We start from the raw sequence: 13,271 nt of genomic DNA on the forward strand, positions 1-13,271 counted from the left end.
GACCCGGAGGCGGGCGGCCTCCGGGTCCCGGGACTCTCCGGCCGGCTCAGCGGTGGACCTTGCGGGTCGCCCGCAGCCACTCCTTGTTCATCGCGGAGATCGACGGCAGCGGGATGCCCTTCGGGCAGGCCGTGGCGCACTCCCCCGTGAGGGTGCAGCCGCCGAAGCCCTCACTGTCCATCTGCCCGACCATGTCCAGGACTCTGGTCTCGCGCTCGGGGGCGCCCTGCGGCAGGACGTTCAGGTGGTTGACCTTCGCCGAGGTGAACAGCATCGCCGAGCCGTTGGGGCAGGCCGCCACGCAGGCACCGCAGCCGATGCACTCAGCGTGCTCGAACGCGAAGTCGGCATCGGGCTTGGGCACGGGGGTGGCGTGCGCGTCCGGCGCCGTGCCGGTCGGGGCGGAGATGTAGCCGCCGGCCTGGATGATCCGGTCGAAGGCGGAGCGGTCCACGACCAGGTCCTTGACGACCGGGAAGGCCGAGGCCCGCCAGGGCTCGATGTCGATGGTGTCGCCGTCCTCGAAGGACCGCATGTGGAGCTGGCACGTGGTGGTGCGCTCCGGGCCGTGGGCGTCGCCGTTGATGACCAGGCTGCACGCACCGCAGATGCCCTCGCGGCAGTCGTGGTCGAAGGCGACGGGGTCGTCGCCGGCGAGGATGAGCTCCTCGTTGAGGGTGTCGAGCATCTCCAGGAACGACATGTCCTGCGAGATGCCCTCCACCCGGTAGGTGGACATGGCGCCGGGGGCGTCGGCGTTCTTCTGGCGCCAGACGCGCAGGGTGAGCTTCATGCGTAGCTCCGCTGAGTGGGGTGGACGTACTCGAAGACGAGGTCTTCCTTGTGCAGGACGGGAGCGTCGCCGGTGGCGCTGAACTCCCAGGCCGCGGCGTAGGAGAACTCCTCGTCGCGCCGGGCGGCCTCGCCGTCCGGGGTCTGCGACTCCTCGCGGAAGTGGCCCCCGCAGGACTCCGCCCGGTGCAGGGCGTCGAGACACATCAGCTCGGCGAGCTCCAGGTAGTCGACGATGCGGTTGGCCTTCTCCAGCGACTGGTTGAACTCCTCTCCGGTGCCGGGGACCTTGATGCGGCGCCAGAACTCCTCACGGATCTGCGGGAGCCGGTCGAGCGCCTTGCGCAGCCCCTCCTCGGTGCGGGCCATGCCGCAGTACTCCCACATGAGTTCGCCGATCTCCCGGTGGAAGGAGTCGGGAGTCCGGTCGCCGTCGACGGCCAGCAGCAGATTCAGCCGGTCCTCGGTCTCGGCGACGGCCTCCTGCACCTCGGGGTGCGAGGCGTCGACCGCCTCGTGGTGCGGGTTGCGGGCCAGGTAGTCGTTGATCGTCGACGGCAGGACGAAGTAGCCGTCGGCGAGTCCCTGCATCAGCGCGGAGGCGCCGAGCCGGTTGGCCCCGTGGTCGGAGAAGTTGGCCTCGCCGATCGCGAACAGGCCGGGGATCGTGGTCTGGAGGTCGTAGTCGACCCAGAGTCCGCCCATCGTGTAGTGCACAGCGGGGTAGATCCGCATCGGTGTCTCGTACGGGTTCTCCGCGGTGATCTGCGCGTACATGTCGAAGAGGTTGCCGTACTTCTCCTCGACCTTCGCGCGGCCCATCCGCTGGATGGCCTCGGCGAAGTCGAGGTAGACGCCCTGCCCGCCGGGACCGACACCGCGGCCCTCGTCGCAGACGTTCTTCGCGGCGCGGGAGGCGATGTCGCGGGGCACCAGGTTTCCGAACGCGGGATAGATGCGTTCCAGGTAGTAGTCGCGCTCGTCCTCGGGGATCTCGTTCGCGGGGCGGGTGTCCCCCTGGGCCTTCGGCACCCAGATGCGGCCGTCGTTGCGCAGCGACTCGCTCATCAGCGTCAGCTTGGACTGGTGCTCGCCGGTGCGCGGGATGCAGGTGGGGTGGATCTGGGTGAAGCAGGGGTTGGCGAAGTACGCGCCGCGCCGGTGGGCGCGCCAGATGGCGGTGGCGTTGGAGTTCATGGCGTTGGTCGACAGGTAGAAGACGTTGCCGTAGCCGCCGCTGGCCAGCACGACCGCGTCGGCGAAGTAGGTGTCGATCCGCCCCGTGACCAGGTCGCGGGCGACGATGCCGCGGGCCTTTCCGTCGACGATGACCAGGTCGAGCATCTCGGTACGGGGGTGCAGTTCGACGTTGCCCGCGGCGATCTGCCGGGACAGCGCCTGGTAGGCGCCCAGGAGCAGCTGCTGCCCCGTCTGACCGCGGGCGTAGAAGGTCCGGGAGACCTGGACGCCGCCGAAGGAGCGGTTGTCGAGGAGGCCGCCGTACTCGCGGGCGAAGGGGACGCCCTGGGCCACGCACTGGTCGATGATCTCCACGGAGATCTGGGCGAGCCGGTGCACGTTGGACTCGCGGGCGCGGAAGTCGCCGCCCTTGACGGTGTCGTAGAAGAGCCGGTGGACCGAGTCCCCGTCGTTGCGGTAGTTCTTCGCCGCGTTGATGCCGCCCTGGGCGGCGACCGAGTGGGCCCGGCGGGGCGAGTCCTGGAAGCAGAACTGGACGACGTGGTAGCCCTGTTCGGCCAGCGTGGCGCCGGCCGAGCCGCCGGCCAGGCCGGTGCCGACGACGATGACGGTGTGTTTGCGACGGTTGGCCGGGTTGACCAGTTTGGCCTCGAAGCGGCGGGTGTCCCAGCGTTCGGCGACGGGCCCCCCGGGAGCACGGGTGTCGGCGAGGGGCTCGCCGGTCACGTAGTGCGTGTAGTCGTTCATGTCAGCTCACCACTCCGGTCATGACGGCGACGGGTACGGAGATGAAGCCCACCGTCAGCACAGCCGCGAGCACATTGGCGATGGTCTTCAGGGCACGCTCGCGGGTCGCGCGGCCGGCGCCGAGGGTCTGCGCCGCGCTCCAGAACCCGTGCTGGACGTGCAGCCCCATGGCGAGCATGGCGACGATGTAGATGACGTTGCCGTACCAGGTCGAGAAGGTGTCGATGACGTTCTGGTACGGGTGTCCGGACTGGAAGCCACCGGAGTGCACGGTGCCGGTCGTCAGGTCCAGGATGTGCCAGACGATGAACAGCGCGAGGATGATGCCGCCGTAGCGCATGGTGTTGGTGGCATAACTGGCGCGCGGCTTCCTGTGCACGTACTTGCTGGGCCGTGCCCTGAGGTCGCGGCGGCTGAGCTGGTACGCGGAGACGGCGTGCAGCGCCACGGCGGCGACGAGCACCAGCCGGACGATCCACAGCGCCCACTCGTGGTGCAGGAACGGCTCGCCCATCACGCGCAGCCAGTGCGCGTAGCCGTTGAACTCGCCCGGCCCGAAGAAGATCTTCAGGTTGCCGACCATGTGGACGACCAGGTAGAGGAGCATGATCAGGCCGCTCACGGCCATGATCGTCTTCTTGCCGACGGACGAGTCCCAGAGCGTACGCGTCATGGACGGCCGTCGGTCCGTCCGTGTTGCCAATGCCATGGACACGACGCTAGAGCCGAAGGCCCCGATCAGTCCAAGACATGGAGCGGCTGATATCCATAGGCATCGACTATCGGACGAGCTACGGTGAGTGTATGCAGTTCCAGCAGCTCATGTATTTCGTGGCCGTCGCCGAGGCCCGGCACTTCACCCGCGCCGCGGAGAACGTACATGTGTCACAGCCCTCCCTCTCGCAGCAGATCAGGGCACTGGAGACCGAGCTGGGAGCCGAGCTGTTCAGCCGCGCCCGCGGGAACATCGCACTGACCGACGCGGGCGAGGCGCTGCTGCCGCTGGCCCGGCGCATCCTGGCCGATGCGGACACCGCCCGGCACGAGGTCCAGGAGCTGGCCCAGCTGCGCCGGGGCCGGGTCCGGCTCGGTGCGACGCCCAGCGTCTGCACGGGGCTGCTGCCCGACGTGCTGCGCGCCTTCCACGATCTGCACCCCGGCATCCAGCTGCTGCTGGAGGAGGGCGGTTCGCACGACCTGGTACGGGAGCTGGCGCGCGGCGCCCTGGATCTGGCCCTGGTGGTGCTTCCGCTTCCCGCGGCCTCCCCGGCCCTGACCACGGTCGAGCTGCTCCAGGAGGACCTGGTGGTGGTCTCGTCGGCGGCCGGGCCCCGGCCCGGCCGGGGCGGCAGCGTGCGGATCGCGGATCTGCAGGGCGAGCCGCTGGTGATGTTCCGGCACGGCTACGACCTGCGGGAGCTGACGGTGGCCGCCTGCCGGGCCGAGGGCTTCGAACCCTCGTTCACCGTGGAGGGGGGCGAGATGGACGCGGTGCTCGGCTTCGTACGGGCCGGTCTCGGCATCGCCGTGGTGCCGAGCATGGTGGCCACCCGGGCGGGCCACGACCTGCGAACGACGCCGCTGGCCAAGCCGGGGCTCCGTCGCACCATCGCGCTGGCGCACCGCAGCGACGTGGCTCCGCCGCGGGCGGCACGCGAATTGCAGCGAGTGCTGCTGGCGAGCCGGGCGGACGCCGGACGGGCGGAGAGATCAAGCCCGTCCGGCGCCTGAGGACAGGCTCACACCGCGTCGGCCAGCAGCAGCGAGTGGATCCGGTCCGGGGCCCCCGGCCGCGCGTAGTACCAGCCCTGGGCCGTGTCGCAGCCCAGCTCCCGCAGCTGCTCCGCCTGGGCCCCCGTCTCCACGCCCTCCACCGTCACCGCCAGGTCGAGGCTGTGCGCGAGCGACACGATCCCCTCGACGATCTTCAGGTCCACCGGATCGGCCGGATGGTGCTGCATCCCCTGGGTGAAGGAACGGTCCAGCTTCAGCACGCTCACCGGCAGCCGTCGGAGATTCGCCAGGTTCGAGTACCCCGTGCCGAAGTCGTCGAGCGCTATGCCGACGCCCATGTCGGCCAGTTGGCGCAGCGGCTTCAGCAGATCGTCATCGGCGCCGATGAGCGCCGACTCGGTGACCTCAAGACACAGTGCCGCCGGCTCCAGCCCCGACCGCTCCAGCACATCGACGGTCTCGCTGACCAGGCGCGGATGGTGCAGCTGGGCGGGCGAAAGGTTGACGTTGATCCGCAGCGGGCCCCCGTCGGTGTGCCGTTCCTGCCAGTAGTTGGCCTGCCGTACCGACTCCTCCAGCACCCAGCGGCCGAGCGGCACGATCAGCCCGGTGTGCTCGGCGAGCGCGATGAACCGGTCGGGACCCAGCACTCCGTGCTGCGGGTGACACCAGCGCACCAGCGCCTCCGCCCCGTGCACCGAGCCGTCCCCGAGGTGCACCAGCGGCTGGTACTCGATGAAGAACTCGCCACGCTCCAGCGCGGCCGGCAGCGCCGTGGTCAGGCCGTGCCGGGTGATGGCACGGGCGTCCGCCTCGGCGTCGGCCAGCTCGAAGCGGTTGCCGCCGGCGGACTTGGCCCGGTACATCGTGATGTCGGCGCTGCGCAGCACCTCGGCGGCGCTGCGTTCACCGGCCGGGCCCTCGACGACCCCGATGGACCCGCGGACGGTCAGCTCACGCCCGTCCAGCCGGATCGGAGTGGCGAGCACCCCGAGAATCCGGCAGGCGAGCTCGTCGACCTCCGACGCCGTGTCGGGCCCGGTGGTCAGGGCCACGAACTCGTCGCCGCCCAGCCGCGCCACCATCTCGCCCGGCGCGGTCGCACAGCTCTGCAGCCGGTCCGCGACCTCGACGAGCAGCCGGTCGCCCGAGGCATGGCCCAGGCTGTCGTTGATCGCCTTGAAGCCGTCCAGATCCAGATAGCAGAGGCCGAAACGGCTGCCGTCACCGCCCGAGAGCGCTTTCTCGAGACGCTCGAAAAACAGTGTCCGGTTCGGCAGGCCGGTGAGCGCGTCGTGCGTGGCCTCGTACCGCAGGCGCAGATTGAGCAGCCTGCGTTCGGTGGTGTCCTCCAACAACGCCAGCTGGTACTCCGGCCGGCCCTCGGAGTCGCGCAGCAGCGACACCGTCAGATTGGTCCACAGGACAGTTCCGTCGTTGCGGTAGAACGCCTTCTCGACCCGGTAGTGCTCGCGCTCTCCGCTCACCAGCTCGTTGTAGTACGTCCAGACTTTCGGGGAGTCCTCGGGGTGGACCCACTCGTTGACGCGGTGGCTGCGCACATGGTGTTCGAGCCCGCCGAACATCCGGGTGAGGGTGTCGTTGACCTCCAGCACATTGCCGTCGAGGTCGGCGATCCCGATGCCGATGGCGGCGTCCTTGAAGACGGCCCGGAACCGCGCCTCGGTCGCGTGCAGCGCCTGTTCGGCGTGGGAGCGCGCGGAGAGCGCCGAACGGGCGATGGCCTCCTGCTCGGCGAGGGTCCGCTCGCGCAGCGCCTGGGAGAACCCGCCCGCGACGGCGTGCTGGATCCGGGCACAGCGCGAGCGGCTGTCCTCGGTCGCCAGTGCCACCGGTCCGTTGCTTCCGCAGTAGAGGACGAGGTAGGAGTCGACGACGCCGAGCGTGGAGCTGAGCGCGTCCGGGTCCGTGCAGTGCGCCGCGACGAGCGCGGCGCCCACTCCGGTCGCCGATGCGGCGTCGAAGGGGCGGGCGTGCAGGGTGTCGCTGAGCATGCGGGCCAGCGGGAGCAGATGCTGTTCGAACTCCGGCCGGGTCAAGGAGGTGGCCGTCGACGGGAAGATGGCCCGGCTCCAGATCGTGGCGAATCGCCGGAGCCGGTCCTCGGGGCCGTCGGGCTCCGCATCCGGTGCTCCGGACGACTGGGCGGGAATGCTCACGCCTTGCGTCCCACTCCTGCGAAGCCCGAAAAGGCATATGGGTCTTCGTTGGCCTGCACGACCGGGGTGTCGGGGTGCCAGTGGGGCATGGGCACCAGGCCGGGCTCGACCATCTCGTACCCGTCGAAGAACCGGCCGACCTCATCGCGCGCGCGCATGACCAGCGGGTTTCGGATGTTCTTGTACACCCCGACCGCGCCGCCCGCCTCATCCTGCGTCAGCGGGACGCCCTCGTACGAGGCGTGGGTGATGATGATGAGGCTGCCGGGGGCCAGAATGTCGCGCAGTTCCGCGACAGCCATGTGCGGGTCGTCGGAGTCCTCGATGAAATGGAGTACGGCGACGAGCAGCAGTGCCACCGGCCGGTCGAAGTCGAGGAGTTTGGAGATTTCCGGATTGTCCCGGATCTCCTGCGGCCGGCGCAGATCGGCGGTGGCGATCACCGCTCCGGAATTGCCCTCGAGTACGGCCTGGCTGTGTGCGACCGCGACGGGATCGTGGTCGACGTACGCCACCCGGGCCTCCGGGTCGATCCCCTGAGCGACCTCGTGGACATTTCCGAAGGTCGGTATCCCGGAACCGATGTCCAGGAACTGGGAGATCCCCTCACCGAGTGCGTAGCGCACCGCCCGGCGCATAAAGGCGCGGTTCGCCTGCATGATCTTGGGAAGTCCCGGCATGAACTCCATGGCCTTGCGGGCCGCTTCCCGGTCCACCTCGAAATTGTGCGAGCCGCCCAGATAGAAGTCATACATTCGGGACACGCTCGGCACCGAAATGTCTATGCCTTGCGGTGCCCAGGCGGGACGCTCCATCGATGTCTCCAACAAGTCGCCACGGCGATCCGGCCATGTTCATGGTCAGTGTTGACCAGAGGCTACTGATCGGCCGCCAGGAGAGCGAGCCGAAACGGAAATTAGCGGTCCGTTATTGGTCACACCCGTGGCAACTGCAACCGTCTCGTCGCTGCGTGTGACATTCGGACGGCGGGAGGGCGGGAGAAGGTTCGCGATAGAACTATTTTGACGTATCAACCGACTCGGCATTGAGGGACACCGCGCGCCATGTCCCCCCGGCCGCCGTGCCGTTGGTGTTCCGGGCCTTGCGCACCGAGAGCCCGGCAGGAGCCGCGGGTTCAACTCCGGACGGGCCATCCGGCCTTCACCGCCGCCTTCCTGCCGGCCCGGCACTGCCGCGAACCGGCTTCCGCCCACGCCCTGTCCCCGGTCGCCGCTGGGCTCGGCGCCCTTGGCTTACCGGCACATCGGCCTTCCGCCAGGCTTGAGTTGCCGGCTGCCGTTACGGGGCGGGCGATCCTGCCGACGCGTGCGGCGTCGGCGCCCGGCGCGACCGTGACATCGCCGACGGGCACCGATGGCCGGGCTTTCGTGCGTCGCCTTCGCAATTCGGCCTCGGCGGGCTCGCGGCGTCCATGCCGAAGCGGTTGAGCGTGATCCACTGCTGCCGGTCAGCACCCAAGGGCTGCCCGTACTCCCTGGCGGGCGCGCGCCGCCGTCAGCGCCAACAGGGCCGGCGCAGCCGTGCGAGCGAGGCGTCCCCGCCAGATGTTCATGTCAACTCCCTTGGCTGTAACGCTGGTTGTGACGCGGCCCGTGCCGCTCATGACCGTGGGGACGTCCGCCGGGGTCCGCTTTGTTCAATGCGTTCGCAGAATTTCCCCCAGCCGTAAACGCCCAGTGCTTCAGGTCCCCACCATCAGGGGAATCCGGCAGGTGTGCGGCGTGCCGCCGCGCGGCCCGGAACATGCTCCCCGTCGTGTACGGATCACTCATCGGCCGGCTCACCGCAGCCGTCGCACTCATCTGGCTGTTGACCGCCCCGGCGCCCGCAGTGGCCGACAACTGTGGCTACGCCTCGATCGGCGACGACGGGGGCGGTTCGGCGGTCGCCAGCAGTGGTGACGGGAGCTGTCACGCGGGGCCGAGGCCCCAGCCCTCCCCACCACCCGCGCCGCCGCCCCCTGCTCCGCCCCCTCCTCCGCCGCCACCGCCACCACCTCCGCCTCCGCCGCCCCCTCCCCCACCACCCTCGCCCGCGCCGCCCGAACCCGAGCCGGCTCTTCCGCCCCCTCCCCCTCCGCCGCCTCCTCCCCCGTCCCCTTCTCCTTCTCCTTCGCCCTCCCCGTCCGTGCGCCCCACGCCCCGGCCGGTGGCTCTTCCCGCCTACCGCAGGCCGGTGCGAAAGGCCCTGGAACGCCATACCTCCCTGGTCACGCTCACCTTGATGATCACAGCCCCCGCGGTGTTCGCCGTCGCCGTGCTGCGGCCCCGTTCCCGATGACCTCCGGAGACCCACATGTCGGAATGGCTTGTTCTCACCTTCGCCATGGTCGCGGCCAGCGCCGTGGTGCTGACCATCGCCGTACTCAACAACCGCCGGCTCCCCGAGGACGACGACCCGTCCGAAACCCCTGACGTCATCGAGTACATGACGATGATGATCGGCGTGGTCTACGCGATCGTGCTGGGCCTCGCCATCGCGGGTGTCTGGGAGGGCCGCGGCGCCGCTCAGGAGTACGTACGCCAGGAGGCCCAGGCGCTCCACGAGGTCGACGCGCGCTCGTCCGTCTACCCGGCCGAGGTGCGCACCCGCATCCGTGCCGATGTCGACGCCTACGTCAGCTATGTGGTGCACGACGAGTGGCAGACCATGATCGACCACGGCACACTCGGTGACCGCGGTGCGGAGCTCCTGGACCGGGTGCGCGCGGATGTCACGGACTACAAGCCGAAGACGGACCACGAGGGGCAGGCGTATCAGCCACTGGTCGACCAGGTCGCCGCGGCCGACGACGCCCGCAGCGCGCGCGGGCAGAGCGCCGGAGCCACCATGCCGGGCGTCGTCTGGTTCGGGCTGATCATCGGCGCGCTGGTGACCGTGGGGCTGATCTTCACGCTGCAGATCCGCCGCACCTTCCGCGAACTCCTGCTGGCCGGCCTCTTCAGTGTCCTGATCGCCTTTCTCCTCTTTCTGATCTGGGACTTCGACTCACCCTTCGGCCGGGGCCTCTCGGCCACCGCCTCGCCGTTCCTCGATCTGTTCCCCCGCGCGTCGGGCGGTTAGGACCGGTCAGAATCCGGGGCGTGCGCCGCTCGGGGGACAACGGTGCCCCATTGGACGGATCCCGATCGCGGGCGAAATGCACCACTTCTAGCGTTGACGGCATCGAGGTGTATTTCTGACATTTTGTGGAAATCCGTTCCACAACTGATCCTCGGGGACCCGGAGGAATCACGATGCGCGCAATAGGTGTCGCTCCCGTCGCATTGCTCGGCGCCGCAGCACTCGCCCTGACCGCCCCGGCCGTGACCGCGTATGCCGCAGTGCCGGGCGGACCTTACAACAACGGGAGCCGGTACACCGTCACGCCGTCGGTGATCGCGCCGGGCGGCCAGGTGACGCTGGCCGCCAAGGGATGCTCGACGACGGCCACGGCGTCCTCCGGGGTGTTCGACACCGTCACCATCCCCAGGGACGGCACCGCCAGGGCGACGGTCGACTGGGATGCCAAGCCCGGCGCCGCCTACGAGGTGACGTTCACCTGCAACACATCGCCGAGCTTCACGGCCAAGGTGAATCTCACGGCCGGCGCGGCAACGAGCACGCCCGCCACCAGCTCCACGAGCACCACGGGTTCGACGGCCTCCCCGACCGGCTTGCAGGGTGGTCTGGGCGGCAGCATCGACAGCCCGAACACCGCGATGATCGTGGGCTGCACCGCGCTGGCGGTGGCCGCCGCGACCAGCACCGTCTTCGTGGCGCGGCGGCGCAAGGAGAACCGTTTGCACTGACCGGCAGCGCCGGCAGAAACGAAAGTCGCCCCGGGTCCTGCCCAAGGACTCGGGGCGACGTGATTCTCGGGCCGACGGGTATGCCTGCGAGGTCAGACCGCCCCACCGCTCATCCTCCGGCGGCGCATGACGTACACGTCGCCGCGTTGGCGGCCGTTCCCGTTGCCGTTGCCGTTGCCCGGGATGGATCGACGAGAGCGCCTCCACATGACGAACCCTCACCAGATCCTTGATCCACCTCATTTCGGCACTGCTCCACCCCGGTGATCCGACGCACCGTGTGCGCATCCGTGAAATTGACGGATTCACAGGTCACAGAGCGTCAGAACTTCAATCTGATCACTGATCCGATATGCCGCCGCCCACCTGAGCACCACCCGTTCGCCCTTCCCTGATCGCCGCCCGGCCGCGCCGCGCCTAGCGTTCCCCTCGTCGCGACGAAGGGAGAACCATGGGCCGGGACAACTGGCACCCCGAACGGATCAGGCACTCGCCCTGGGGCGCGCTCGCCCTGGTGATGCTCACCGGTCTCGCACTGATGCGGAACGGCGCGGACCTCTCGCCCGGACCGCCGCAGCCGGTCGCCGCCACCTCGGTCGACCATCAGAAGGACGCTCCCGCGACACCGGTGTCGGGGCCGATGGTGAAGCCGCTGGCGTACGCCCCCGTCGCCCGCGTCGCCATCCCATCGATCAAGGCCGACGCACCGGTCGTCGATGTGAACCTGGACCCGGACGGCTGGATCGAGGCACCGCCTCCGCAGGACCCCAATCTCGCGGGCTGGTACCGGAACGGCATCGCGCCGGGGCAGCTGGGCACCTCGGTCGTCGTCGGCCACGTGGACAACCTGGCGGGCCCGGCCGTCTTCCACAGCCTGGGTTCGCTCAAGAAGGGCGATCGAATCGAGATCTCCCGCAGCGACGACCGGGTCGCCGTGTTCGAGGTCTACCGTGTCCAGGTGTTCGCGAAGAACGACTTCCCCGGCGCCCGGGTGTACGGCGACACCGGCAAGGCGGAACTGCGGGTCATCACCTGCGGAGGCGGATCCACGAAGGCCAACGGCCACGACGGCAACGTCGTGGTCTTCGCCCGGCTGGTCGGTACACGCTGACAGCTGCTGCCGGGGGCGGGCCGGCCTGTCCCCCGGCAGCGTCCGCCGCCGGCTCAAAGCCGCTGCGGCACCGTGAGCCGGTACCCGTCGTCCAGCAGCTCCGGCAGATAGCGCCCCAGCGCGGCCACGCTCTGCGAGCGGTTGCCGCCCGCGTCGTGCGACAGCACCACGACGCCGGGTGCCGCGCCCTCCCTGACCCGGTCGACGATGCTGTCGGTGCCGGGAACCGTCCAGTCCAGCGTGTCCACCGTCCAGGCCATCGGCTCCATGCCCATCGCCGCGCCGATCTCGAAGGAGTTGCGGTTCCACGCCCCGTAGGGCGCCCGGTACCAGAGCGGCGGAGCACCGGTGATCTTCTCGATCACCTCGCTGGTACGGCCCAGTTCGTCGGTGATGCCCGCCCGGGAGAGCTTGGTGACCAGCGGGTGCGTCCACGAGTGGTTGCCCACCGTGTGTCCCTCGTCGGAGATCCTGCGCACCAGGTCCTGATTGTCGTTGGCCATCTCCCCGCAGAGGAAGAACATCGCCCGTACGTCGTGCTTGTACAGCGTGTCCAGGACGTGCGGGGTGTAGAGCGGGTCCGGGCCGTCGTCAAAGGTCAGCACCATCGCCCGCCCGATGTCGGGCAGGTGCTCGAACGGCCGGGTACGGACGGGGGGCGCCGCGGGACGGTAGCGAGGCGGAGTGTTCGCTGTCATGGGCCTCAGACGATAGGACAGCGGCTTGGTCCGGAGAGCCGCCTGCGGCCCAGCCGCGACGGTGGAGGGCGCCGCGGGGCGCCGGAAGGGAGTGCCTGCGGTGTCCGCGGCGATCAGGCGCACGACGGAGGCCGCGCCCAACCCGGCGGCCAGCCTCAGCAGCGTCCTGCGCATCGGCAGCCTCTGATCGTTTTTCATGACCAACTGCTCGCACGCCCACGCCCTCACCCCCCTCAACGACACCGGTTGCGCGGGGTTTTGCACCCAATGGGGGGAGCCCGTACGCGGCAACCGGCGTCTTCCCTCCGGGGCGGCCGGAAGCCCGGACGGGCGGCCCCCGCAGGAGCGGATAGCCTCACTGCCGTGACAGACCAGCAGCCTCACCAGTTCGAACGTGGCACAGACGGCCCCAAAGTGATCGTCGCGGGCCTCGACGGTTCGGGATCCTCCATGCGCGCCGCGGCCTACGCCGCCGGCCTCGCCCGTCGGCAGAGGGCCATGCTCGCCCTCGTCTATGTACAGCCCGTGCTGCCCGCGGGTGCCGCGCTCGGTGCGCCGGTCGGCGATACGACCGGAGAGGTCGCGGAGGGTCTGGTGAATGAGATCCGGGAGTCGACCGAGCGGATGAAGGACATATGGGATGTGCGCTGGGAGTTCCACACCTTCCGCGGTGATCCGTACAACGGGTTGGTGACAGCGGCGGACGAACTCAAGGCGGACGCCGTGGTGGTGGGTGCGTCGGAGTCGGCGGGGCACCGTTTCATCGGCTCGGTGGCCGTCCGTCTGGTCAAGGCGGGCCGCTGGCCCGTCACCGTCGTCCCCTAGCCCGGCTCTCCCCCGCCCCGCCCCCACGCTCACCGCCCGACCGCTCACCGCACCATTCGCCGCCCCGTGCGACCGCTCGTCGCACGGGGCGGCGTTTGTCCTGTTGCCCGGGGCCCGAATGCGTTCGTATACGCCAGTCAGCAGCGAGGCGGCAGGGACCTCCGCGGGGAAG

Annotated in this window: 11 protein-coding genes; 5 read left to right on the forward strand and 6 right to left on the reverse strand. The window is 69.6% G+C overall.

Annotation, left to right across the window (positions count from 1 at the left end; all coding sequences use genetic code 11):
• Positions 1–46: 46 nt before the first annotated feature.
• Genes OG322_RS01590 through OG322_RS01600 form a run of 3 tightly spaced genes read right to left on the reverse strand, consistent with a single transcriptional unit; the run spans position 47 to position 3,448 of the window.
• Positions 47–793 carry a succinate dehydrogenase/fumarate reductase iron-sulfur subunit gene (locus tag OG322_RS01590; protein ID WP_123464940.1) on the reverse strand — a complete coding sequence of 249 codons (747 nt, stop codon included), beginning with the start codon at positions 791–793 and terminating at the stop codon, positions 47–49.
• Positions 790–2,739, reverse strand: a complete 1,950-nt coding sequence (locus OG322_RS01595) for a fumarate reductase/succinate dehydrogenase flavoprotein subunit (RefSeq protein ID WP_329305935.1) — start codon at positions 2,737–2,739, stop codon at positions 790–792. Before OG322_RS01595 ends, OG322_RS01590 begins: the two co-directional genes overlap by 4 nt.
• Position 2,740: 1 nt before the next feature.
• The gene (locus OG322_RS01600) at positions 2,741–3,448 is read right to left on the reverse strand and encodes a succinate dehydrogenase (RefSeq protein WP_123464936.1); all 708 of its coding nucleotides are present in this window, start codon (positions 3,446–3,448) and stop codon (positions 2,741–2,743) included.
• Between the two features lie 95 nt (positions 3,449–3,543).
• Here OG322_RS01600 and OG322_RS01605 point away from each other — a divergent pair, with 95 nt between their 5' ends.
• Positions 3,544–4,470 (forward strand): LysR family transcriptional regulator, encoded by a 927-nt coding sequence (locus OG322_RS01605; protein WP_123464934.1) that lies wholly within the window; start codon positions 3,544–3,546, stop codon positions 4,468–4,470.
• Positions 4,471–4,478: 8 nt separating this feature from the next.
• Here the strand turns inward: OG322_RS01605 and OG322_RS01610 are convergent, their stop codons facing one another.
• Positions 4,479–6,653, reverse strand: coding sequence for a putative bifunctional diguanylate cyclase/phosphodiesterase (locus OG322_RS01610; protein WP_123464932.1), 2,175 nt, complete (start codon positions 6,651–6,653; stop codon positions 4,479–4,481).
• Positions 6,650–7,468: an SAM-dependent methyltransferase gene (locus tag OG322_RS01615; RefSeq protein WP_123464929.1), complete on the reverse strand. Its 819-nt coding sequence runs from the start codon at positions 7,466–7,468 to the stop codon at positions 6,650–6,652. Before OG322_RS01615 ends, OG322_RS01610 begins: the two co-directional genes overlap by 4 nt.
• A gap of 1,501 nt (positions 7,469–8,969) precedes the next feature.
• Here OG322_RS01615 and OG322_RS01620 point away from each other — a divergent pair.
• The 3 genes from OG322_RS01620 to OG322_RS01630 all read left to right on the forward strand — a co-directional run bounded on the left by OG322_RS01620 (position 8,970) and on the right by OG322_RS01630 (position 11,576).
• Complete coding sequence (locus tag OG322_RS01620; RefSeq protein ID WP_123464925.1) at positions 8,970–9,737, forward strand: bestrophin-like domain; 768 nt, start codon at positions 8,970–8,972, stop codon at positions 9,735–9,737.
• Positions 9,738–9,910: 173 nt separating this feature from the next.
• Positions 9,911–10,465 (forward strand): hypothetical protein, encoded by a 555-nt coding sequence (locus OG322_RS01625; protein ID WP_329305936.1) that lies wholly within the window; start codon positions 9,911–9,913, stop codon positions 10,463–10,465.
• A 451-nt stretch (positions 10,466–10,916) separates the two neighbouring features.
• Positions 10,917–11,576, forward strand: coding sequence for a class F sortase (locus OG322_RS01630; protein ID WP_123464921.1), 660 nt, complete (start codon positions 10,917–10,919; stop codon positions 11,574–11,576).
• Between the two features lie 53 nt (positions 11,577–11,629).
• Here the strand turns inward: OG322_RS01630 and OG322_RS01635 are convergent, their stop codons facing one another.
• The gene (locus tag OG322_RS01635; protein WP_123464919.1) at positions 11,630–12,472 is read right to left on the reverse strand and encodes a polysaccharide deacetylase family protein; all 843 of its coding nucleotides are present in this window, start codon (positions 12,470–12,472) and stop codon (positions 11,630–11,632) included.
• 165 nt (positions 12,473–12,637) lie between these two features.
• Between OG322_RS01635 and OG322_RS01640 the strand changes: the two genes are divergently transcribed.
• Positions 12,638–13,099, forward strand: a complete 462-nt coding sequence (locus tag OG322_RS01640) for a universal stress protein (protein ID WP_123464917.1) — start codon at positions 12,638–12,640, stop codon at positions 13,097–13,099.
• Positions 13,100–13,271: the final 172 nt, after the last annotated feature.

Origin of the sequence: Streptomyces sp. NBC_01260, assembly GCF_036226405.1 — a bacterium.
Lineage (GTDB): Bacteria > Actinomycetota > Actinomycetes > Streptomycetales > Streptomycetaceae > Streptomyces > Streptomyces laculatispora.